Source organism: Corynebacterium sp. HMSC056F09 (genome assembly GCF_001815785.1).
Lineage (GTDB): Bacteria > Actinomycetota > Actinomycetes > Mycobacteriales > Mycobacteriaceae > Corynebacterium > Corynebacterium hiratae.
Genome location: NZ_KV821918.1, coordinates 20,744 through 43,516, shown reverse-complemented (window position 1 = coordinate 43,516; position 22,773 = coordinate 20,744). Strand labels below are relative to the sequence as shown.

20 protein-coding genes and 3 tRNA genes are annotated in these 22,773 nt (G+C 61.3%); 12 read left to right on the top strand and 11 right to left on the bottom strand.

Annotated features, from left to right (window positions below; translation table 11 throughout):
• The first annotated feature begins 3 nt into the window (after nt 1-3).
• The 5 genes from pknB to HMPREF3056_RS05300 all read left to right on the top strand — a co-directional run bounded on the left by pknB (nt 4) and on the right by HMPREF3056_RS05300 (nt 4,305).
• Entirely contained in the window at nt 4-1,944 is a 1,941-nt protein-coding gene (pknB, locus tag HMPREF3056_RS05320) for a Stk1 family PASTA domain-containing Ser/Thr kinase (protein ID WP_070754303.1), read from the top strand.
• A gap of 67 nt (nt 1,945-2,011) precedes the next feature.
• Nucleotides 2,012-2,287 carry a cell division protein CrgA gene (crgA, locus tag HMPREF3056_RS05315; protein WP_010188168.1) on the top strand — a complete coding sequence of 92 codons (276 nt, stop codon included), beginning with the start codon at nt 2,012-2,014 and terminating at the stop codon, nt 2,285-2,287.
• Nucleotides 2,288-2,302: 15 nt separating this feature from the next.
• On the top strand, nt 2,303-3,379 hold the full coding sequence (locus tag HMPREF3056_RS05310) for a sensor histidine kinase (RefSeq protein ID WP_070512845.1): 1,077 nt from the start codon (nt 2,303-2,305) through the stop codon (nt 3,377-3,379).
• Nucleotides 3,380-3,427: 48 nt separating this feature from the next.
• Nucleotides 3,428-3,640, top strand: a complete 213-nt coding sequence (locus tag HMPREF3056_RS05305) for a hypothetical protein (RefSeq protein WP_070517665.1) — start codon at nt 3,428-3,430, stop codon at nt 3,638-3,640.
• Between the two features lie 11 nt (nt 3,641-3,651).
• Complete coding sequence (locus tag HMPREF3056_RS05300; RefSeq protein ID WP_049156612.1) at nt 3,652-4,305, top strand: response regulator; 654 nt, start codon at nt 3,652-3,654, stop codon at nt 4,303-4,305.
• Between the two features lie 172 nt (nt 4,306-4,477).
• On the opposite strand, the gene HMPREF3056_RS13610 is transcribed toward HMPREF3056_RS05300, so the two are convergent.
• From HMPREF3056_RS13610 to HMPREF3056_RS05290, 3 genes are all read right to left on the bottom strand, one after another.
• On the bottom strand, nt 4,478-4,675 hold the full coding sequence (locus tag HMPREF3056_RS13610; RefSeq protein ID WP_141759844.1) for a hypothetical protein: 198 nt from the start codon (nt 4,673-4,675) through the stop codon (nt 4,478-4,480).
• Between the two features lie 404 nt (nt 4,676-5,079).
• Nucleotides 5,080-5,724, bottom strand: a complete 645-nt coding sequence (locus HMPREF3056_RS05295) for a rhomboid family intramembrane serine protease (protein WP_049156609.1) — start codon at nt 5,722-5,724, stop codon at nt 5,080-5,082.
• Nucleotides 5,725-5,795: 71 nt separating this feature from the next.
• Nucleotides 5,796-6,326 (bottom strand): peptidylprolyl isomerase, encoded by a 531-nt coding sequence (locus HMPREF3056_RS05290; RefSeq protein ID WP_046648667.1) that lies wholly within the window; start codon nt 6,324-6,326, stop codon nt 5,796-5,798.
• 69 nt (nt 6,327-6,395) lie between these two features.
• On the opposite strand from HMPREF3056_RS05290, the gene HMPREF3056_RS05285 reads away from it, so the two are divergent.
• Complete coding sequence (locus HMPREF3056_RS05285; RefSeq protein WP_070754302.1) at nt 6,396-7,046, top strand: HAD family hydrolase; 651 nt, start codon at nt 6,396-6,398, stop codon at nt 7,044-7,046.
• Nucleotides 7,047-7,050: 4 nt separating this feature from the next.
• Here HMPREF3056_RS05285 and metE read toward each other — a convergent pair whose 3' ends face one another.
• Together metE and HMPREF3056_RS05275 are read right to left on the bottom strand one after the other, a co-directional pair.
• Complete coding sequence (gene metE, locus HMPREF3056_RS05280; RefSeq protein WP_070754301.1) at nt 7,051-9,315, bottom strand: 5-methyltetrahydropteroyltriglutamate--homocysteine S-methyltransferase; 2,265 nt, start codon at nt 9,313-9,315, stop codon at nt 7,051-7,053.
• Nucleotides 9,312-10,235, bottom strand: a complete 924-nt coding sequence (locus HMPREF3056_RS05275; protein WP_070754300.1) for a methylenetetrahydrofolate reductase — start codon at nt 10,233-10,235, stop codon at nt 9,312-9,314. The genes metE and HMPREF3056_RS05275 overlap by 4 nt, the downstream gene beginning before the upstream one ends.
• Before the next feature lie 362 nt (nt 10,236-10,597).
• Between HMPREF3056_RS05275 and HMPREF3056_RS05270 the strand changes: the two genes are divergently transcribed.
• From HMPREF3056_RS05270 to HMPREF3056_RS05250, 5 genes are all read left to right on the top strand, one after another.
• Nucleotides 10,598-11,440: a hypothetical protein gene (locus HMPREF3056_RS05270; RefSeq protein WP_070754299.1), complete on the top strand. Its 843-nt coding sequence runs from the start codon at nt 10,598-10,600 to the stop codon at nt 11,438-11,440.
• Nucleotides 11,441-11,606: 166 nt separating this feature from the next.
• Nucleotides 11,607-11,810 carry a hypothetical protein gene (locus HMPREF3056_RS05265; protein ID WP_049156598.1) on the top strand — a complete coding sequence of 68 codons (204 nt, stop codon included), beginning with the start codon at nt 11,607-11,609 and terminating at the stop codon, nt 11,808-11,810.
• An 83-nt stretch (nt 11,811-11,893) separates the two neighbouring features.
• Nucleotides 11,894-13,468 carry an ABC transporter transmembrane domain-containing protein gene (locus HMPREF3056_RS05260; protein WP_070754298.1) on the top strand — a complete coding sequence of 525 codons (1,575 nt, stop codon included), beginning with the start codon at nt 11,894-11,896 and terminating at the stop codon, nt 13,466-13,468.
• Nucleotides 13,465-15,261, top strand: a complete 1,797-nt coding sequence (locus HMPREF3056_RS05255) for an ABC transporter ATP-binding protein (RefSeq protein WP_070754297.1) — start codon at nt 13,465-13,467, stop codon at nt 15,259-15,261. The genes HMPREF3056_RS05260 and HMPREF3056_RS05255 overlap by 4 nt, the downstream gene beginning before the upstream one ends.
• An 18-nt stretch (nt 15,262-15,279) precedes the next feature.
• Nucleotides 15,280-15,810 (top strand): GNAT family N-acetyltransferase, encoded by a 531-nt coding sequence (locus tag HMPREF3056_RS05250; RefSeq protein ID WP_070754296.1) that lies wholly within the window; start codon nt 15,280-15,282, stop codon nt 15,808-15,810.
• A gap of 57 nt (nt 15,811-15,867) precedes the next feature.
• Here the strand turns inward: HMPREF3056_RS05250 and HMPREF3056_RS05245 are convergent.
• Nucleotides 15,868-15,940 (bottom strand) — tRNA-Ala (locus HMPREF3056_RS05245).
• Between the two features lie 187 nt (nt 15,941-16,127).
• On the opposite strand from HMPREF3056_RS05245, the gene HMPREF3056_RS05240 reads away from it, so the two are divergent.
• Nucleotides 16,128-17,042 carry a polysaccharide deacetylase family protein gene (locus HMPREF3056_RS05240; protein WP_070547236.1) on the top strand — a complete coding sequence of 305 codons (915 nt, stop codon included), beginning with the start codon at nt 16,128-16,130 and terminating at the stop codon, nt 17,040-17,042.
• Between the two features lie 223 nt (nt 17,043-17,265).
• Here HMPREF3056_RS05240 and HMPREF3056_RS05235 read toward each other — a convergent pair whose 3' ends face one another.
• The 5 genes from HMPREF3056_RS05235 to gyrA all read right to left on the bottom strand — a co-directional run bounded on the left by HMPREF3056_RS05235 (nt 17,266) and on the right by gyrA (nt 22,736).
• Complete coding sequence (locus HMPREF3056_RS05235; protein WP_070754295.1) at nt 17,266-19,032, bottom strand: hypothetical protein; 1,767 nt, start codon at nt 19,030-19,032, stop codon at nt 17,266-17,268.
• Nucleotides 19,033-19,524: 492 nt separating this feature from the next.
• Nucleotides 19,525-19,597 (bottom strand) — tRNA-Ala (locus HMPREF3056_RS05230).
• Between the two features lie 9 nt (nt 19,598-19,606).
• Nucleotides 19,607-19,683, bottom strand: a tRNA-Ile gene (locus HMPREF3056_RS05225).
• A 101-nt stretch (nt 19,684-19,784) separates the two neighbouring features.
• Complete coding sequence (locus HMPREF3056_RS05220) at nt 19,785-20,132, bottom strand: DUF3566 domain-containing protein (protein WP_046648692.1); 348 nt, start codon at nt 20,130-20,132, stop codon at nt 19,785-19,787.
• Between the two features lie 3 nt (nt 20,133-20,135).
• The gene (gene gyrA, locus HMPREF3056_RS05215; RefSeq protein WP_070754294.1) at nt 20,136-22,736 is read right to left on the bottom strand and encodes a DNA gyrase subunit A; all 2,601 of its coding nucleotides are present in this window, start codon (nt 22,734-22,736) and stop codon (nt 20,136-20,138) included.
• Nucleotides 22,737-22,773: the final 37 nt, after the last annotated feature.

Here is a 22,773-nt window from a genome sequence, read left to right as displayed (position 1 = left end):
ACCATGGTCAGTGATCGGTACCACCTCCGCCAGTCCATCGGCACCGGCGGCATGTCCGAGGTGTACGAAGCCGAGGACTCCGTTTTGGGGCGCACCGTCGCCATCAAGATGCTGCGCCCCGACATGGCGCGCGACGTCAACTTCCGCGAGCGTTTCCGCCGCGAGGCCCAGAATTCCGGCAAGCTCAATCACCCGAACATCGTTGCCGTCTTCGACACGGGTGAAAAGGACGTCGAAGGCCTGATGGTTCCCTATATCGTCATGGAATACGTGCAGGGCCGCACCTTGCGCGACATCGTCCGTGAGGATGGCCCCATGCCGGTCGAAGAAGCCGCGCGCGTGCTCAAACCGGTGGCGGATGCTTTGCAGTCTTCCCACGAGGCCGGGATTATCCACCGCGATATCAAGCCGGCCAACATTATGCTGACCAACACCGGCCAGGTGAAGGTCATGGACTTCGGCATCGCCCGCGCGCTGGATGATTCCACGTCGGCGATGACGCAAACCTCTGCTGTCATCGGCACCGCGCAGTACCTTTCGCCGGAACAGGCCCGCGGCAAGCCTGCCGACGCCCGCTCTGACGTCTACGCTTTGGGCTGCGTCATGTATGAAACGGTTACCGGCCGCACGCCGTTTGAAGGTGAAACACCTTTTGCGGTGGCTTACCAGCATGTGCAGGAGGATCCGGCACCACCCTCGGAGCTCATCACTGAAGATCTGACGGAACGGCAGCGGCTCGGCGTCGACGCCGTCGTGCTCACGGCGATGGCCAAGCACCCTGCGGACCGCTACCAATCTGCTTGGGAGATGGGCGATGACCTCGAGCGTTTGGCCCAGGGCCAGCTGCCGGAGGCAGCACGCTCCCACGTCAACGATGAGGATCACCCCACCACGATGGTGGCACCCGTGGCCGCGCAGCACCGCGCACCGGTGGCCTCGACTCGTCCCTCTGAAGACGATGAGTCCGGCTCCGGTCTGAAGTGGCTGGCGGCGCTGCTCGCGGCCTCTCTCGTCGCCATCATTGGTTATTTTGCCTGGGACTTCTGGGATAGCTCCCGCCAAGAGGCCCGCGAGCGCGAGCAGGAGCAGCATGAAGCAGCCCAGCGCGCGAACATGGTGACTATCCCGAAGGTGGCCAACCGCCCGCGCAACGAAGTCGTGGAGGAACTAGAGAAGCTTGGCCTGCTGGTAAGCATCAACGAGGAAGCCAGCCCCGATGTACCGCGCGGCAAGGTCATCCGCATCAACCCTGCGGAAGGCTCAGAGCTGCAGAAGAACTCCTCGGTCACGCTGACGGTGTCCTCCGGCAAGGAGGTCACCGAGGTCCCGGATCTCACCGGCATGAAGCTGGATGAAGCCACCGCCGCGCTGGAGGAAGCCGAGCTAGAGCTCCACACCGACGTCGAGCAGGTGAATGATGAGGCCCCCGCGGGCGAGATCATTTCCCAGAACCCGGCGGGCGGTACGCAGCTGTCCAAGGGCTCGAAGGTGCGGATCACCGTCTCCAAGGGTCAGAAGGAAGTTAGCGTCCCGGATGTCAGCGGCATGGATCGTGACCGCGCGGTCGAGATGCTGTCCTCCATGGACTTTGACGTCAACGTGAACTCGGTGGACTCTGAGCTTCCGGAAAACCAGGTGCTCAGGGTCGTCGAGAAGGGCCAGAAGCTGCCCAAGGGCAGCCAGGTCACCCTGGAGGTCTCGAACGCGATGCTCATCCAGGCACCGGACCTGACGCATTCCACCCAGCAGGAAGCCGAATCCGCGCTGCGCGCCAAGGGCTGGTCTGGCTCCCTCGACGTGGGCGAGCGCATCCCAACGTCTAACCCGATCGACAGCGACAAGATTGGGTGGGCGTCGGCAAGCCGCGGCGATGTCATCCGCAAGGATGCGACCATCCACATCCGGTTCTGGGAGTTTGACCCTGCGGCGCTGCTGCCGCAGTAGCTCTAATTGCCGCAGCTGCTAAGGTATTCCACAGATTAACCCCCCTATTCTTCGTGAAGGTGTAACAATGCCAAAGTCCAAGATCACGACGGAGGGCTCCGCACTCCCGCAGTCCTCCAGCTCTGCTACTAACCGCACCCCGGTCAAGATCAACTCTGAGGGCACCCCGAAGTGGTACATCGCCATCATGCTGGGCCTCATGCTCCTCGGCCTGCTCTGGCTGGTCGTGAACTACCTGGCGGGCGAGTCCATTCCGTTCATGCAGGAGCTGGGCCCGTGGAACTACGGCATCGGCTTCGGCCTGGCCATCATCGGCCTGTTGATGACGATGGGCTGGCGTTAGTTTTCATCGCCGCCAATGAACTCCTCGAGGTTCTATAGCATCGCCGGTGTCGGCTGCATCATTCTGGTGATGCTCACCGTCACGGTGGACAAAAGCTTCCTCACCCCTGGCGCACTCGTACTCGCCGGCCTCGGTGTCACGCTGACGCCGCTGGCCCTCCGCTACCCTCTTGTGGCGGCCTGCGGATACGGTGCGCTTTTTGCGCTGACGGTGTGGCTCTCGGAGTGGCGGTCTTTCCTGCTCTTGGCGTGGAGCCCCGTCATCGTGGGCATCGTGGCGTTTCGCACGCGCTGGCTGTGGGCGGTCCTTCCAGCGGTGGCGTACACCTACCTCGTCACGACGGATCCTGCGAACAACTATCTTCCGGATTTCGATCCCTTGAACCTGTCGCTGCCTCTCATCTTGTATGCGGTAGCCATCGTCATTGGGGCCGCGCTGCGCAAAAACCGGGACCAGCGTCTTGCCGCCGAACAGCGCGCCGCCGAGCAACGCGAGGCGCTGATGACCGCCCTTCATGATTCGGTGGCTGCGACGCTAACCTCCGTGGTCATGCGCTCCGAAACCTTGGCGCTGACCCAAACGGACCCTTCCGCGGCTGACTCCGCGGAAGCGATTGCTAACGACGCCCGCCGGGCCATGGGCGAGGTCCGTGATCTATTGCGCGTGATGAAGAATGAGAGCGTGACTCAGGGAGTTAAGTCCTTGGAAGAAGACCTCGACACCATGGTTAGCTTCCTGAGCAGCCACGGCTTCCACTGCGAAGCACAGATCAATGTAGGCAAGAACGGTGAGCTCGCGCTACCGGAAAAGCTCTCCCTCGTGTTCTCTGAACTCGCCATTAACATCCTCAAGTACGCTCGCCCTGAATCCCGTGTGAGCATCGAGGCCACCGGCAGCTCCAAATCCATCGACCTCGTGATCACTTCCGAGATTGCGGCGCAACAATCACGCCAGTACATGACGACGAATCTGGGCTTGGGGGAAATCGCCCGCCGTGTTCGCAGGATGCACGGCAGCTTCGGCAGCGGCAAAGAAGGCAATCTCTGGGTCACACGCCTTTCTCTTCCGGCCGCCTGCCTAAGGAAAATATAGTAAGATTGCCCGATAGTCCGCTATTTCTTAGATTTTAAAAGGTTCGACATGCGTACTTCCCTCGCCGTTGCCGCCGCAGCACTCGCGCTGTTCTCGGCACCAATTGCCAGCGCTGCTGAGACTCCTGTTGAAGCTACCGCTGCAACCACCGCAACTGAGAGCACTGAGTCCACCGGATTCACCTTCTACAGGTCGTACGCGAGCGAATTCGCCGACCACTTCCGTTGCTCCACCAGCCCCCAGCGCTGGTGGTGCGGCTAAACTGTTTCTCCATGAGCATTCGGGTTTTCCTCGTTGATGATGATGAGCTCGTTCGCTCGACGCTCCGCGTCTATTTCCAGACCACCGAAGACATCACGGTGGTCGGTGAGGCAACCAATGGTGCGGATTGCTTAGCGCAGATTGAAGAAGTCAATCCGGACCTCGTCCTCGCCGATATTCACATGCCACACATGGACGGCATTACGCTGCTCAAGCACCTTAATTCTGGACCGAATCCCCCGACGTTTTTGGCGGTGACCGCCTTCGACTCGGATGACACGATGCTGAAGATCCTGCGGGCGGGCGGCGCGGGTTATATCTTGAAGAACCAACGCCCGCGCTCCATCATTGAGGCGGTTCGCGCCGCTGTGGAAGGTGGCACCGTCGTGGCGCCCGCCGCCATGCACCGTTTGGTCGACTACATCGGTGAGCCCGCCACCCCACGCGATCCCGTCGCCGCCGCCATTGAGAGCCACGAGCTTCACGACGCCGAAATAGCCGTCCTCAAACTCCTCCTCGCCGGCAACTCCAATTCAGAGATCGCCGCCGCCACCCACTATTCGGAATCGGCCGTGAAGAAGCACGTCTCGCGCCTCATCACCATCTTCGGCGCCAGCACGCGCCTGAACCTGGTGACCAAGATTCTGGGTGGCGCTGGCTCCTGAGCCCGACTTCGCTCTAGCGACAGAACCGACCTAGGACATGGGTGGGTGAGCTACGCCACTCTTGGCACTGCTACCTGGTGGTTTTCGGCGGCAGGGCGGGATTTTTCCGCACTAAATTGACCCAAGTCAGGGCATCCCTGGAAAAGGCATCTGACAAAAGGCATCTTTGGGTCTAAAAACGCCATCTGCAAGGCGTAAAAGGCGTTTTCAGCCGTGAAAACGCCTTTTGACGGATGCCTTTTATCAGACGCCATTTGTCGGATGCCTCCAGCATGTCGATGGAGGCACGCAGATGTTGCGCGTTGCGAGGGGATCGAAGAAGGTAATCCGTTTCGCGAAGATACGTGCAGTGCTCTACGGAAACGGTCATTGTGACCCGATTTTGGTCATGAGCGGGTGAGCAACGCCACTCTTGGCACTGCTACCTGGTGGTTGTCGGCGGTGGGACGGGATTTTTCCGCACTAAATTGACCTAAGTCATGCCAAACACCCCGCAACCAGAGCACTGTTAACACCTTGGGTACAAAGTTATCCACAGGGTGGGGATAACTCTGTGGACAACGAATTCCACAGCCTTTCTCCACACCCTGTGGATAAGTGTTTTCACGCTTCCCACAGCCCGCACAAAAACTTCGAACACAACCTAATACGCTGCTGATCTGCGGTTATCTTGGCCCACACGTTCGGTAAATTACAAAAATGTAGTTATCCACAATGTGGATAACTGATGTGGAATTCTTTCGCACAAAGGTTTTGGTGGATAACACGCCCAAGTTATCCCCAAAGCCCAGCTCCCAGCGCCGCTGCAACAACAGCTATCGCCCCGATAAGCCATATCCCTAGCCAACGCAGCCACGCGCGCTGACGAAAGAGAAATGGTGCCAACAGCAGTCCTGTGAACAAACCACCCAAGTGCCCCCACACGGAGACGTTCTCCGCCACGAAGCTGTAGATAACGTTGGCCACCACGAGGACGATGGGCGCTCGCAGATCCAGACCGCGGCTGCGGTACACACCAATGAGTAGTCCCATGAGCGCAAACAGGGCGCCGGAGGCGCCCACCGTGGGTGTGCCGAAATCCATCCACAGCACTGCGGCGGAAGAGCCCACAATGGAGATGAGATAGGCCGCTACATACAGCGCGCTGCCCAGAGCGCGCTCTACTTCCCTGCCCACAAAGAACAGCATCACCATGTTGACCAAAAGGTGCCCGGCATCGAGATGCATAAAGCCTGCGGTAATGACAGTTGTGGGGTGCTCGGACACTTCAGGGCCCCACAGCGTCCAATCTTGGGCCAGCAAGCTGCGATAGTAGGGCGTAGAGAGGGTCTTGGCCTGGATGGCCGTGACCAACCATGCCCCAATGCACAGCACCATGAGCACCAGAGTGGCCGGTGCTGATTTCAGATAGTTCTTCACGCAGACTCCTAAAACAACGAGCCCGCCACCACATCACGTGGCAGCGGGCTCAGATGAAAAGCTAAGAACGCTTAGGCGATCTCGATGGACTCGATGACGACGTCCTCAGCCGGACGGTCCATGCGGTCGGTGGAGACCTTAGCAATCTTGGACACGACCTCCTGGGAAGCCGGGTCGGTGACCTCACCGAAGATGGTGTGGTGGTTGTTCAGGTGCGGGGTCGGCGCCACGGTGATGAAGAACTGGGAGCCGTTGGTGCCCGGGCCGGCATTCGCCATGGCCAGCAGGAACGGGCGGTCAAACTGCAGCTCCGGGTGGAACTCATCTTGGAACTGGTAGCCGGGGCCACCACGGCCGGTGCCGGTCGGGTCACCGCCCTGGATCATGAACTGGTCGATGACGCGGTGGAAAATAGCGCCATCGTAGAACGGGCCGGACTGCTCGCCCTTGGCGTTCTGGGTGGTGTAGTCCTTCTCGCCCTTGGCTAGGCCGATGAAGTTCTCAACGGTTACCGGTGCGTGGTTACCGAACAGGTCGATAACGATATCACCGTAGTTGGTGTGCATCGTTGCAGTTGCGGTCTTCTGAGTCATGCCAGCCATTGTATGGAAATTTCCACCATTGCGTTGTTCCGCCGCGACGCTGTCAGCGATCTGCGTAGGGTTACAAGCATGATCCGCGCCATTCTCTTCGATCTCGATGACACCCTCATGGACCACACCGCCGCGATGCACGCAGCCGTTGAGGAGTGGTTGCCAGGCGGGCATCACGAGCGCTTCGCGGAAATTGAAAAGAAGTGGTTCGCCGCCTACGAGCGCGGCGAGGTGTCTCATCAGGGCCAGCGCGTAGAGCGCTGCCGCGAGTTCCTGGGCCGCCCGGAGATGACGGAGCAGGAGGCGCTGGCGGAATATGCCAAGTACCTAGCCGCCTACGAGAAGCATTGGTGCGCGGTGGAGGGCGCGCGGGAAGCACTCGAGTATGTCCTGGATTTAGGGCTCAAGGTCGGTGTGCTCACGAATGGGGCGCGAGACATGCAAATGGGCAAACTGCGGGCAGGCGGGCTCGACCTACCAGGAGTGGAGTTATTCCCCACTGTGGAGATGGGTCATCCGAAGCCGCACCGAGAGGCCTACCTTGAGGCTTGTCGGCGCTTAAAGGTGGAACCGGGCGCCACTCTCATGGTGGGTGATTCGGTGGCCAATGATGTCGAGGGCGCCCGGGCCGCGGGTCTCAAAGCGCTGCACTTCGATAGGTCCGGAAACGGAGACATCGCCGCGCTCAGTGAGCTGACGGCGATGGACGGTTTAAATCCAGAGATTTAAACCCCTACAGGCTGGAGCGGACCTCGTCACGGGCGAGGACCATGTTGCGCAGGGAGGCCTCGGTCTCCTCGTAGCCACGGGTCTTCAGGCCGCAGTCCGGGTTGACCCACAGGCGCTCGACCGGCACGTTCTTGAGCGCTGCGCGGATGAGCTCAGCCATCTCCGCCACGGACGGGATGCGCGGGGAGTGGATGTCATAGATGCCCGGGCCGATCTCGGAGTGGAACTTCTCATCGATGTCCTCGAGCAGCTCCATGCGGGAGCGGGCCGCCTCGATGGAGGTGACGTCGGCGTCCAAGCCGGCGACGGCATCGATGATCTGGCCAAACTCCGAGTAGCAGAGGTGCGTGTGGATCTGGGTTGCAGGCTTCGCCTCGAGCGCTACGAGGCGGAAGGAACGCACCGCCCAGTCGAGGTAGGCCTTGCGGTCCTGCTCGCGCAGCGGCAGCAGCTCACGCAGGGCGGGCTCATCGATCTGGATGATGTCGATGCCGGCTTCCTCGAGGTCGCGGACTTCGTCGGCCAGCGCCACGCCGAGCTGGTCGGCGGAGACGGACTGGTGGACATCATCGCGCACGAAGGACCAGGCCAGGATGGTCACCGGGCCGGTGAGCATGCCCTTGACGTGCTTCTCGGACAGGGACTGCGCGAACTTCGCCCACTCGGTGGTCATGGCCTTCGGGCGGGAGATGTCGCCGACGACGATTGGCGGACGGGTGCAACGGGAGCCGTAGGACTGGACCCAGCCGTTCTCGGTGACGACGAAGCCGTCGAGAAGCTCGGCGAAGTACTGCACCATGTCGTTGCGCTCCGGCTCGCCGTGGACGAGGACGTCCAGGCCTAGACGCTCCTGCAGCTCGATGACAGACTTGACCTCGTTGCGCAGTGCCTCGGTGTAGTCGGCATCGGAGAGCTCGCCCTTGCGGTGTGCGGCGCGGGCGGCGCGAATCTCAGCAGTCTGCGGGAAGGAGCCGATGGTGGTGGTCGGCAGCTGCGGCAGACCGAGGGCCTCCTGTGCCTTGTTGCGCTCGGCGAACTCCGGCTGGCGCTGAACCTGGCCCTCCGGCAGCTGCGCGGTGCGATCCTGCACTGCCTGGTCGTGGGTGCGGGAGGACTCGGCGCGGGTGCGCACGGCGCGGTCGGCCTGTGCATAGGCCTCCGGGGTGTCCAGCGGGCCGGCGGCGAGTGCTACAACCTCGCGGATCTTCTCGTCAGCGAAGGCGAACCAGGTGGCGACGTCCACCGGCAGGGAGGTCTCCGCCTCCACGGTGTGCGGCACGTGCTGGAGGGACACGGAGGTGGTCACGGTGACGCCTTCGCCGAGGCTCTCGAGCTTCTCGCGCAGGTCGCGCAGGTTGGCGGCCCAGACGTTGCGGCCGTCGACCAGACCGGCGGAAAGGTGGGTGGCCTCGGCCAGCTTGGCCACGCGCTCGAGGTAGGAGTTGTCTAGGGCCAGGGTCCCGACGGACAGATCCACCTGGACCGCTTCCGGCTGCAGCTCAGCGATGACATCGAGGCCAGCGTTGAGGGAACCATAGGGCGTGGTCAGGTAAACCTGCGGGCGCTTCTCCGCGCTCAGGATGCGGCCGTAGGCACTCTTGAGTGCGGCGGCGAGGGTGGAGTCGTCAGCGGCGGCGAGGTCGGCGACCAGGGCGGGCTCGGCGAGCTGAATCCATTCGACGCCGGCGTCGTGAAGCTCAGCCAAGACGGTGAGGTAGGACTCGACTGCCTGATCGAGGTGGTCCAGGGGCTGCTTGGTGGCACCCTCGGCCTGCTTGGACAGCGCCAGCAGGGTCACCGGGCCGACGAGGACTGGGCGCACGGTGTGACCGGCGGCGCGGGCCTCCTCGACGATCTTCAGCACGCGCTGCGGGCGGGCGCTAAAAGCCTGGTCATCGGTGATCTCAGGAACGATGTAGTGGTAGTTGGTGTCGAACCACTTGGTCATCTCCAGCGGCGCGGTGTCCTTGTTACCGCGGGCCAGGGTGAACTCATCATCGAGGCTCTCGCCCTGGGCAGCGCCCACGGTCAGTGCGGTTTCGAGGACGTGATCGTAGTAGGCGACGTCGGCCGGGATGGCGTAATCCTCAGTGAGACCCAGCTCCTTGAGGCGAGCGTAAGTATCGAGGCGCAGGGAGTGCGCGGCGGATTCGAAGGTCTCGGCGTCGATTTTGCCGGACCAGTAGGACTCCAGCGCGCGCTTGAGCTCGCGGTGGGCACCGACTCGTGGGTAGCCCTCAATCGTGGCCTTGGGGAAGGATGCGGTCATGGGATGGCTCCAATTCGATGTAGCAGGTCAGTCGTAATGTCTGGATTGTTGTGCGTGTAGATGTGCAGCCCGTCGGCGCCGGCGTTCATCACCGACTTCGCCAACGAGGCCGTAATCTGCATGCCGATTTCTTTCTCTTCCTCGGGGGAGGTCGCTGCCGCGAGCTGGTCAAGGACCTTGGTCGGCCCGTCCAACCCGGACAGCTGGCACATTCGCTCCACCCGAGCACGGCTGGTCATCGGCATGATCCCGGGGATGAGCGGAATGCGCACACCCGCCAGCCGGGCGCGCTGGGCGAAGCGGACGTAATCCTCCGCGTCGAAGAAAAGCTGGGTGATGGCGAAGTCTGCGCCGAGGCGCTGCTTGGCCAAGAGGACATCGATGTCCTCGTCCGGCGTCGCGGACTCGGCGTGGCCGTTGGGATAGCAGGCCACGCCCACCGCCAAGCGGCCGGCCGCCAAGCGCGCCACGCGGTCGGATTCCCAGCGGCGGATGAGCCGGACCAGGGAATCAGCGTGCGGCAGGTGACCTTCGGGCATGCCGCCCTCCGGCAGATCACCGCGGAGGGCGAGCAGGCCGCGGACGCCGGCGTCGACCAGCGTGTCGATCCAGCCAACGAGCTCTTCCTCCGTGCCGGCCGTGCAGGCCAGGTGGGCCAGGGGACGCATCGCGGTATCGCGCGAGATCTTCTCAATGAAGGCCGCGGTTCCCTCCAGCCACCCGGAACGCTGGGAGCTGGTGACGGCGATGTAATCGGGGTTATACGCGGCGAGCGTGGCGAGCAAACGGTCGATCTTGGCAGCGTCCGCATCGTGGCGCGGCGGGATCACCTCGAAGGAGAGAGCGGTGCGCTTGAGCTCCCTAGGCGTATCTTCGCTGATTTGGTCTAGTGGCGCGGATGCGGAGAGTCGCGGGGACATGCTCACCTCCTCTGCAGGTTATCGTTGTTTATCGTCGGTGTTGATGTCCCAAAACGTACCAAGCTGTCCATTTCTCGCGAAAGCGTTTTAGCATTGGTAATACCTTTAGAACCCAGTCAGCTGCGCCGTTAACGCAAACCCACAATGAATAAAAACCCGTCCCATCCGTACAAAGCTGTCTATTTTCTTTGAACAGCTCGCGGCCTTGCGCATATGGTGGCGGGACCTGCGCGCCGCCACTACGCTGAAAGGGAGTATCCAGCGCGAACGCGGGCACACCCCGGTTCGGCGCCGACAATCACTCCATAAACAGTTGTCCAACACAAATCACCTCAGTATTGACTAAAGGAGCACCTGAGCCCATGAACCCCGCCGCCCTGTCCACAGCCATCAGCGCCACCTCCGCCCTGGTGGAGCGCCTCAAGGAACGCCGCGATGAAAAGGCTCGCGAGGCCTACTCCGTCCTAGAGACCGCCGCCGCCCGCATGGAAGAACGTGATGGCGACTGGTTCTCCGAGGCCCGCCGCGAAGCGGGTGCCGTAACCAAGGCCGCGCACTCCCGCCTCGAGCGCGCCCTGGAGGAGCTGAAGGAACGCAGCGAAGAAGCCACCGAAAAGCTCTCCGAGGCTGCCGCGGAGGCCCAGGACAAGGCCTCCAAGAAGTGGGAGAAGACCCAGAAGCAGGCGGAAAAGAAGGCCTCCAAGGCCCGCAAGCAGGCTAAAAAGAAGGCTTCCAAGGCCGAAAAGAAGGCCCGCCGCATCAGCGGTAAGGACAAGAAGAAGGGCTCGAAGGTCTGGCTGATCTCCGCGCTCGTTGCCGCCCTTGCGGCCATCGGCGGCGGCATCTACTACTTCTTCACCCAGAAGAAGGAGAAGGAGTCCGCCGTCCCGCCGCGCGTGGAGGATTTCTCCTCCCCGTCTGCACCGCAGGGCTCCACTTTGGTCTACACCTCCACCACTGAGGACGATGCCAAGAAGGAGTCCGACCTGGCTGAGGAAGGCGTCGTCGAGCGCGACGAGGAGCTGCTGGGCTCCCTGGATGAGCAGCTGGCCAAGCACCGCGAGGAAGAAACCGCTATTCAGGACGCCGTCGAGACCGAAATCGAGGTCAGCAACGCCGACAAGAAGGATGCCGACACCTCCCGCATCACCGACGACCACGAGTCTGAGGGCAAGCACCGACTCCACACCGAAGAGGAGAACTAATCCCCCATCCTTGGGGGTGCGTGTTTCGTTGCCTTGATCTCACTCCTTTGCCTGCACGGGCCCGACCTGCTTGAATCGAGGGTTAATCGGCATCGATCGTGAAGGATCGGTGCCCGCGCGCAGTTTTGCGCCGCTACCCTATCAGCAGCAGGCAAGGAGATCAGGAATGAGCTTCGAATCACTCATCGTCAAGCTCAAGAGTGGGGACACCTTCTATTTTCCGGCCGGTGCCGTCAGCGGTGATCCGTCCACCCGCGTGGATAACCTGCGCTTTGCCATCGAAAACGGCACGCAGTTCACCTCAGTCGATGACTACGGCGTCGACCGCGAGTTCAACGGCTACGACGTGGACAACTACCACTTGGCTTAAGCCGCGCAACCCGTTACAGCGATCCTTCTTTGCTGTAATCTGAATCACCACCGTATGCGCATTCCGCTATAAGATGAGTCCTTATGACTCACTATCCACGCATGCGGACGTGGTCGTGGTACCTCCCCGATGAACCACCTACCGGGGAGGTATCCCTCACTGAGACCACCGACTTCTCTCGGCCCGGCGCCGCCACGTGGCGGATGCTCGGGGCCCAACGCACCGGCGTCATCGGCATCTTCATCGCCACCCTCATCAACGCACCGCTGGGCGCATTGGTCTCGGTCATCATCGGCCACACTACGCAGTATGCCTTTTCCGATCCCTCCTGGCGCACCGTAGCCTTGCCGCTTGCGGCCACCGCGGTCATCCTCTACGTCGCCTATATCTGCGAAGCCACAGCGGATGCTTTCACGGATCTGAGTCAAGCCCGCACCACCCACACGCTGCGCCTGAATCTGCTGGATAAGCTGCTGGGTGCCTCGACCGCCGGAATTAGCCCCGGCCGGCTGCTCAACACGATGGATGAGGATTCGCACTACATCGGCCAACTCAAGCAGATCCTCAACTTCCCACTGGTCATGGTGGGCTACCTCTTAGGCGCCGTGGTCAGCCTCGCCCCGGTTTCCTGGCAGGTCTCCGCCGCCCTGCTCATTGGTGCCCTCGCCACCGCGCTGGCCTCGTGGGCCACCACCAAGCCGCTGACCAAGGTTGCTGCGCGCCGCCGCCAGCTGGAAAACACCGCGTTATCACTCGCCACGGACTTCGCCCAAGGTTCCCGCGTTATCAAGGGCCTGGGCGCCAAGGACATTGCCCGCCAGCGCTTTTCCGACGCCGCTCACGAAGCCCTAACCACCATGCTCCACGAGGCCAAGCTGTCCTCCCTCATGGCCTGGGTGCGGCAGATGGTCCCCGCCTCCTTCGCGGTAGGCATCCTGGCCTGGACCTCCTGGGAAACCTTCGAAGGCCACATTGCCCCCGGCGGCATGATGGCGATTACCATGCTGGCTCCTCCGGCATTGACGGCGCTCGGCGTATCGCTGGGCCTACTAACCGAAAACTGGGCTAGAGCACGCGCCTCCGTGGAGCGTGTTGGCGAGCTGCTGGGCCAGCTCGATACCACTACCGAGAAGACAACCGGCACGCCTATCGAGCTCTCCCCTGGCCTGCACGTGTGGATGCCCACGACCGCCGCGGGTCGCAGCACCGTGGATTCCTGGGTGCGCTACCTCAACGACAACGGCGCTTTGTGCCCGCCGCACCGCATCTCCGTGCTGGAGGGCACCCTGCAGGACAACGTCGATCCGCTGCGCGCGGCAACCCAAACCCAAACCCACGACGCCTTGCACGCCTCCGCCTGCGAGGACATTGTTATCCGCCTCGGCGGGCTGAGCCCGGACGGCGAGCTTCCCACCGCACCCATTGGTGAGGCGGGCCTCAACCTCTCCGGCGGCCAGCGCCAGCGCGTCGCCCTGGCCCGCGCACTCGCACTCGATCCCGACGTTCTCGTCCTGGACAACCCCACGACGGGGTTGGATTCGTTGACCCTGGCGGACGTCGCCAAGCGCGTGCGCGAACTGCGCGCCGACAAGACCACCGTGGTCATCACCTCCGCCTCCACGTGGGCCGCCAACGCCGATGAGGTGGTGGAGCTATGAGCCAACAGGATCGCGCGGATGCCTTAGCGCCCGCCTCCCCACAGGAGTGCCTGCGTTTTCTGAAGTCCCTGCCCAGTGCCCCCAGCAGGCTCGGCATCGCCCTCTTCTTCGGCCTTTTTACCGTCACCGTCATCATGATGAACCTGGTCTCCCAGGTGCTCGGCCGCGTCGTCGACATCATCCAGGGCGTGGAGCTCCCCGTCCTTGGCACGGGACGCACAGCCATGGTCGGCGCACTCATCGTCATCGCGGTGGGCTTCCTCGTGGAGGTCACCGGCCGCACCCTGGGCCGCTACCTGGTCACCTCTACCACCCGCCGCCTCTCGGTAGATCTGCGCACCTCAGCGCTGGATTCCACCCTCGGTGCTCCCGTGCCGGCCGTCATGGAACTAGGTACCGGCAACATCATCACGCGCCTGTCCAAGGATATCGACACCGTGGTCATGGCCATCTCCATGATGGGTGACCGCCTGGTGCTCACCCTCTTCATGCTGCCGCTGACCGCGCTCATGATGATCTTCATCCACCCCGCCTACGCCCTGCTCTTCATCGCGGTGAGCTGCCTGCTCTACCCCTTCATCCGCGGTACCATGCGGGATATCCCCGCCATCGCCAACGAAGTCTCGTCAGTAGAGGCCTACCGCAACAACGTGCTGCTGGACACCATCCGCGCACTGGAGACCCTCCGCCAGTTCTCCCTCAAAGACTGGGCACACGCGCGCATGGAGCGCTACTCCTGGGACACGGTACAGGCCTGGGGTGACAAGGTTCCGCTCATCAACCGCATCGTTGGCCAGGGTGCCCTCGCCTTCGCGGTGCTGCTGCTGGGATCGGTCCTCATGTCCGTGCCCATGGTGATCTGGGGCTGGCTTACCCCTGGTGAGGCCACCGCCGCCGTGCTCTTGGTCATGCGCCTAGAGATCCACGTCTTCAACATCCTCTTCTTCGCCGGTGAGATTCAGCATTCCGTGACCTCCCTCGGCCGCGCCGTCGCCCTGGCCACCCTCGAGGACAGCGCGCACACCAGCGCGAAACTGAAGGACACTCCCCGGCTTAGCGACGCCCCCACCATCACCATCGAGCACCTCTCCTACGCTTACCCCGGTGGGGCGCCAGTGCTTAACGACGTCTCCCTGACCCTCACCGCCGGCACCACCACCGCCCTCGTGGGCACCTCCGGCGCGGGCAAATCCACCCTCGCCTCCCTCGTGGCGGGCCTGCAGTACCCCACGAAGGGAACCATCAGGCTCGACGGCATCGATACCGCCACGGTGCCGAATACCTGGATCACCGAGCACGTCGCCCTCATTACTCAGGAAGTCCATCTCTTCTCCGGCACGCTGCGCAGCGACCTGCTGTTGGCCAAGCCCGATGCCAGCGATGAGGAACTCTGGCGCGCGCTCAACACCGTGGGCCTTGATGAGAATTCGCGCTGGCTTCCCCAAGGCCTAGACACGCTCATCGGCGCCGGTAACGAAGAGATCGGCGCGGAGGCCGAGCAACAGCTCTCACTGGCCCGCATGATCCTGCGCCAACCGCCAGTACTCATCATGGATGAGGCCACCTCCGAGGCCGGCTCCGAGCACGCCGAGGTACTCGAACACGCCGCCAAGGCCGTCACCAAGGACCGCACCTCACTCGTCGTTGCCCACCGCTTGGACCAAGCCCGCGAGGCCGACCGCATCATCGTCATGGAACAAGGCCAGATCGTCGAGGATGGCACCCACGCCGACCTCATCGCTCTGGGCGGGCGCTATGCCTCGGCCTATGCCCAATGGGAGCATGGGAAATAGGTCTTCTCCGCGCCTACCATGGAGCTCATGCATCTTCTTTCCCTTACTGAAGCCGACCGCACCTATCTGGCCCGTATCAACTTCCTTGCCGATACTTTCGGCGATGAGCACAAGGAACTTCCTGAAGGTTTCGAGGAAGGTTTCGACTATTACCTCGGTGGTTGGGAGCCTTCCCGCGGAGGTTTCATCGCTTGGGAGGGCCACGTCCCCGCCGGTGGAGTCTGGCTGAACTGGGGTACGGCTGAGCGCCATGGATTTGGACACGTGGCGGAAGGTATTCCAGAGCTCGCCTTGGCCGTGGAGCCCCGCTTCCGGGGCCAGGGTGTCGGTACCCTGCTGATCGACGCCGCCACCGACCTCTCCCGGGAGATGGGCGCCCCGGGCATCTCACTCTCAGTGGCTAAAGACAACGACCGCGCACATCGCCTTTACCTCCACTTGGGTTTCGAGCCAGTGAGCGAGAGGGACGGCCACATCGTCTTAGTCAAGCGCTTCGACAGCAACGCCGATGCCAAAGACATCGACAAGGCCACATCAGAAGACAACTGATCAACAAGACCAGAAAGACCAGAAAACCTAAAAGGCGCTCACACAGTGAGCGCCTTGTGGAGCATAGGAGAATCGAACTCCTGACCTTCTGCTTGCAAAGCAGATGCTCTACCAATTGAGCTAATGCCCCAGCAGCTACATAGCGTACTCCTTGTGCGCGCATCTACGAAATCATGACCGGCAGAGTAGTCCTCACCAAGCGCGGTAACTTTCGTCACTTTAGTTAACTCACACCTCTTTAGTTGCGTGTCACCACGGAAAACAGCACGCGAAAGAGGGACAATGAGTCGTCTCTGAAACTTTAGTGGAAGGTCGTCATGCGCCGAATAATCCTCCGCTCCGTAGCCGCACTCACGTTGGCTGCCACCGTCACGGTCCCACAGCAAGCAACTGCCCAGGAGCTGCCCCCGCTGCCGCAGCCACCCATCCCGCAGCCAACGATTCCAACCGTGCAGGACATGCGCAAGGAAGTAGACCGCATCGAGTACGAGGCCTACAAGGCCCTGCCCAAGGAGCTACAGGACAATCCAGCTTTCGCCGGGTCCTCACGCCCGGCGGCGACTCAGAGCGGCAAGCCACGAACAGACAAGCCCAACCAGACTGACAAGGCGAAGTCCCAATCAATAGCGGACAAAACCTGCTCCAATTGCGTAGCCATCACTTACGACGATGGCCCGGATGCATTGACGGGCCAGCTTCTCGACACCTTGAAGGCCAAGAACGCCCACGCCAGCTTCATGGTCCTAGCTCCTCATGCCTATGCCCATCCCGAGCTCCTCCGGCGAATGGAAGCGGAGGGCCACACCGTGGGCAACCACACCGATACACACCGCGAACTGAACAAGCTTCCCGCGAATGACGTTGACGCCGAAATCAAATCAGGTGCCGCTGCCATCAAGGCAGCAACAGGCGAAAGCCCCCGTTGGCTGCGACCACCCTACGGTGCAACGAACCAGACAGTCGCTAACGCAGCCAAAAACAACGGACAAGCACAAGCCCTGTGGAGCATTGACACCCTAGATTGGAAGGACCGCAACTCCGACCATATCTGCGCAGCGGCCGTTGACGGCGCCCAAGCAGGCGACATCATCCTCATGCATGACATTCACGTCACGACTGTCGACGCCGCCCCATGCGTTATTGACGGCCTCCGCGCCAAAGGTTTAGAGCCTGTATCGTTGGACACCCTTATCCCTAACCCCGAACCTGGACGCCAGTACCTCAATAGATAGACCAAGAGGTAACGGCCCAAGATCAGGTCATGCCGTAGGAGCAAGCTAAGACAAAAGCTTGCCCTACGGCATTTTCTTTGCGTAGATCCGTCTGAGGTCGCAGCCCTCCATATACCCACTTTGGAGTCGGGCTAAAAAACAAAGAGAGGCACCCCACCAAGTGGTGGAGTGCCTCCTAAGCTCTGGCTCCGTTAGGGGCGAAGCCGATTCAAGCTAGCTTGAATTAGAAGGGGAGCTTGATGTTCAGAGCCTTAGCAATTGCCGGGAAAGCAGCTGCGATTGCGGCCAGGACACCAGCGACGATGCCGAAGATAGCGAGCGGGGTCGGCTTGCCATCGTTGGACAGCTTGTCCTTGATGCCGGAGGACTTGTCATCCTTGTTGTTGCCCGGCTTGGTAGCGTCGTCGGAACCGTTGTCGCCGCCCTTGTTGCCGCCTGCCAGGTTCTCGAGGGCGTCAGCGATACGCTGGCGGTCCTTGGCCTCCTGCTCAGCGCGCTCGCGCTCAGCCTTAGCCTGCTCCTCAGCAGCCTTGGAGTCAGCGATCTCCTTCTGAACACCATTGTCAGCGTTCAGAACCTGGCGGTAAGCCTCTTCGTACTCGAGGTTGTAGTTGTTCGGACCGAACCAGAGCTGCTGTGCAGCAACCTTCATTGCCAGGTAGTCGAGGCGCTCCTTGTCGGTGCCACCGTCCCAGACAGCAACCGGGGAGTCACCGTACGGGCGCTCCGGGTTCACGAAGTTGCCCGGGATCTTCGGGGTCCAGATGCGGTTGCCGTCGAAGTTAGCCTCGTCGGAAGCCCAGTTCTTGAAGCCCTTGAAGTTGGCAATCTGCTCCTCGTAAACATCCATGTTCTTCTGCTTAGCGATGGAGACGATGCCGGTCTTGTGAGCGATGAGCTCTTCGTAAGCCGCGCGGAGGGTCTTCTGCTCACCGTTGACAACGACGGTGCCGTTCTCGTCGGACTCACGCAGCTCCAGGACACGAGCGCCGATGGCGAACTCAGCCTCCATTGCGCGCAGGACGCGAACCTGTGCGTGTGCCTGGTCCAGGTAGCCCTGGCGAACCAGGATGTCGGCACCCTGAGCGCCACGGGAAGCCTCGAGGGCAGCCTTGCGAGCCTCCTCCAGCTCTGCACCGTCAGCCTTGAGCTGCTCCAGCAGCATCTCAGCGTCAGCGATCAGCTGCTCAAGGAGCGGAACGTAGTCACGAGTGATGTAGCTATCCTCGCTCTTGTCAGCACCGCGCCAGCCGGCGTAGTCGAGGCGATCCTTGTAGGTCTTGATGGTGTCTTCGAAGATCTTGATGTTCTTCGCCGGGGTCTTCTGAACGGACTCGAAGTTCTCCGGGTCGACCGGGCTCAGCTTCGGAGCCTTAAGCGGCTCGAGGCCAGACTTGTCCTCATCGTTGACCTTGTTCTCAACGTACTGGTTAGCCTTGTTCAGGTCGCTCTCCAACAGGCCGAGCTTGGACGCGTCCTTGCCGTGGCGCTGGCCGCCAGCGGCGTTGGTAACGGTGTTGTTGTAGTCGAAGGCCTTCTCTTCGTAGTTAGCCCAAGCCTTGTCAGCGCCCTTGTCGTTCTCCAGTGCGTAAGCTACGGAAGCGCGAGCAGCCTGAACGTTCTTCTCAGCCTGTGCGAGCTGCTTGGTAGCCTCGTTGGCTGCAGCCTGGTAAGCCTTGTGGTCTGCCTGCTCGGAGCGGTCAAGACCGTCGGTGTTAGCAGCAGCAGCAGCTTCGTAGAGCTCGTGGAACTGGTTGTTGTTGACGATGTAGTGGTGGGTTGCACCTACGAGGTCGCGGAGCTGAGCCTCGGTGACGTTCTTAGCTTCAACGTCCTTGCCCAGGGATGCGTCCGGCTCGTTGAAGCCGCCGCCCTGGATGTTGGAAGTGTTGGTGTCCTGAGCGAAAGCCGGGACTGCAACACCGGAGACACCGGTGGCAACTGCGATAGCACCTGCGAGAGCAGCGGTGCGAACACGGTTCTTGAACATGTAATTCCCCTATGAGAGTTGAGGTCGGACTGTGAAAATTATCTTACGATAACCGTCGTGTAGGGCGACGCTAGCAATCGTTCTTCATGAATGATCTTCACATTCTCAACGAGTAGTGCAGCTTTTGTCGCTGCAGCAAGATTATCGAAGTCTGGCGGGTCTTTCCAGTCAAACACAACTTATTTTTAAACTTTTTCCAACCAGCTGGCGGCGATGCCTCGCATTTTTGCTGGTAGATGGCCTTCTTCTATACAGGAGTTGAAATTGAAACTATTTCGAACCTTTATGACAGCTGTGAATGAACTACCCCTATCTGGGTAATAATTACACGAATGTCATTGCACTTGCTAGGGTGTCGGCCCAATTTTCACCCCTCACTCCCCCTGATACCTGGAACGGGTGGTTCCTGTGGGCCTTCGTGGGGCTTAAGTGGAAAAAGGAAAGACACCCAGCTTCGTTGTCGTCGCTGAGCGTCTTTCCTTATTTATATTGTGGAGCATAGGAGAATCGAACTCCTGACCTTCTGCTTGCAAAGCAGATGCTCTACCAATTGAGCTAATGCCCCATTGTTCCGTGGTGGGCCTAGCTGGAATCGAACCAGCGACCTCATCGTTATCAGCGATGCGCTCTAACCGACTGAGCTATAGGCCCTTGACCGGAACGAGTAGTTACTCTACATAGGACCGGCGATTTATTACAAATCGCCTGGTCATATGCAGTATTTGAAGCTGGTTTTACTTCACTTTGTATCGCTATTGATGCGGCTCATCTTGCAGGCGGATCTTGAATCCACCGAAGACGTCCACGATGGCGTTATATATAACAGCCATGAGCGGCGCCAGGATCGTCATCAGGACGGCGATGATGGCGCCGAACAGGGCGGCTGCAGAGACGACCAATCCGAAGGAGACCTCAAATCCGCCGCCGACACCGCCAACAAGGCTGTTGAGGGAATCCCAGATGCCCGCCTGGTCAAGGCCGATGTACAGCAGGCACACGGCGATGATCCAGGCCACGAGGCCGACGAGGGACATGGCCAAGCCAACGCGGAACGCCGACATGGGCGAAATCCGGGCTAGTTGAAGCTCTCGTCCAATCATGGGTTACTCCTCGTCCTTATCGGAGTCCTTGTCTTCGCCCTTGGTCGCATCCTTCGACTGCTTGGAGTCTTCTCCAAGCTTGAGGTGCTCGGGCTTGACGTCCTCAACGGACTTTTCACCCTTGGCAACTGCCTGGGCGTCTTCTTCGCCGTCGTCCTCAACGTTGCGGTCGATGGCCAGCAGCTCGACGTCGTCGGCCAGGTTGACCAAGCGCACGCCCATGGTGGCGCGGGAGCTCGGGCGAATCTGGTTGACTTCGGTGCGGACAACACCACCTGCAGAGGTGATAGCGAAGATCTCGTCGTCCTCGTCGACGGCGATTGCTGCAATGAGCTTGCCGCGCTTGGGTGTGTACTTGAAGGTCATCACGCCGAGGCCACCGCGGCCCTGCGGGGTGTACTCCTCAATGGCGGTGCGCTTGCCGTAACCGCCGGAGGTAGCTACCAGGAGGAACTGGCCGTCATTGACCACGGACATGGACAGCAGCTGGTCATCGCCGCGGAAGCGCATGCCCTTCACGCCGGCGGTAGCGCGGCCCATCGGGCGCAGCTGGTCATCGTCCGCGGTGAAGCGGATTGCCTGACCCTGCTCAGAGGTCAGCAGGATGTCATCGCCCTCGTTGACCAGCTGGGCGCCGATCAGCGCATCGCCCTCGTTGAGGTTGATAGCGATGAGGCCGGCGGAACGTGCGGACTCGTAATCGGTCAGTCGGGACTTCTTTACGCGGCCCTGCTGGGTAGCAAGGACCAGGTATGGGGCGTCCTCGTAGGACTGGATCTGAATGACCTGGGCAATTTTCTCCTCTGGCTGGAACTCCAGCAGGTTAGCCACGTGCTGGCCACGAGCGGTGCGGCCCGCCTCCGGGAGTTCGTAGGCCTTGAGGCGGTAGACGCGGCCGAAGTTGGTGAAGAACAGGATCCAGTCGTGCGTGGAGCAGACGAAGAAGTTCTTGACAATATCGTCCTGCTTCAGCTCCGCGCCGCGCACGCCCTTGCCGCCGCGCTTCTGTGCCTTGTAAGCATCGACCTTGGTGCGCTTGGCGTAGCCAGTAGCGGTAATGGTGACCACGACGTTCTCGCGGGCGATGAGGTCCTCATCGCTGACGTCGCCGGAAGCGGCAACGATTTGGGTGCGGCGCTCATCGCCGTATTTTTCGACGATCTCCTCCAGCTCATCGTGGACGATCTGACGCTGGCGCTCCTCACGGGCCAGGATGTCCTTGAGGTCCGCGATGATCTCCTCGATCTCCGCCAACTCATCGATAATCTTCTGGCGCTCCAGCGCGGCCAGGCGGCGCAGCTGCATGGCAAGGATGGCATCGGCCTGGACATCGTCGACGTCAAGAAGCGCCTTCAGGCCCTCACGTGCCTCATCAACCGTGGGGGAACGGCGGATGAGCGCGATGACCTCATCGAGCATGTCGAGCGCCTTGACCAGACCGCGCAGAATGTGGGCGCGCTTTTCGGCTTCATCGAGGCGGAACTGGGTACGGCGGACGATTACCTCGATCTGGTGGGCCACGTAGTAGCTCAGCATCTGATCCAGGCGCAGGGTGCGCGGCACGCCATCCACGATGGAAAGCATGTTGGCGCCGAAGGAGGTCTGCAGCTGGGAGTGCTTGTACAGGTTATTAAGGACAACGCGTGCTACGGCGTCTCGCTTGAGGGTGACCACAATGCGCATACCCACGCGGTCAGAGGACTCGTCCTCGATCTTGGCGATTCCGGCGATCTTGCCGTTGACCACAGACTCCGCGATATTGGAGATCATGTTGTCCGGGTTGACCTGGTAGGGCAGCTCAGTGATAACGATGGTCTGGCGGTTGCCCACCTCCTCAATGGAGGTCACGCCGCGCATCCGGATGGAGCCGCGGCCGGTGGTGTAGGCATCCTTGATGCCCTGGTCACCTACGATGAGTCCCGCAGTCGGGAAATCCGGGCCCTTGACGCGCTCCATGCAAGCAGCCAAAGCTTCTTCCTCGGAAGCATTCGGGTTATCCAGCAACCAGTAGATGGCATCCGCCAACTCGTTAAGGTTGTGCGGCGGGATATTGGTGGCCATACCGACGGCGATACCGCCGGAGCCGTTCATCAGCAGGTTCGGAACGCGGGAGGGCAGAATCGTTGGTTCCTGCGTCTTGCCGTCGTAGTTCGGCGCGAAATCGACGGTGTTTTCGCGGATATCGCGGACCATCTCCATGGCCAGCGGCGTCATGCGGCACTCGGTGTAACGCATAGCTGCCGGGCCGTCATTACCGCGGGAGCCGAAGTTACCTTGGCCGTCGACCAGCGGGTAGCGCATGTTCCACGGCTGTGCAAGGCGCACGAGGGTGTCGTAGATGGCGACGTCACCGTGCGGGTGGAACTGACCCATCGTGTCCGAGACCGGGCGGGCGGACTTTACATAGCCACGGTCTGGGCGGTAGCCGGAGTCATACATGGCGTAGAGGATGCGGCGGTGAACCGGCTTGAGGCCGTCGCGCACCTCCGGCAGGGCGCGGCCGACGATGACGGACATGGCGTAGTCGATGTAGCTCGACTCCATCTCCTCATTGATGTCAATTGGTTGGATGCGATCGAAGAGATCACCGTTGTTATCACTCATAAGGCCCTATCGTACCGTTTAAGGACCTCTGAGGCTG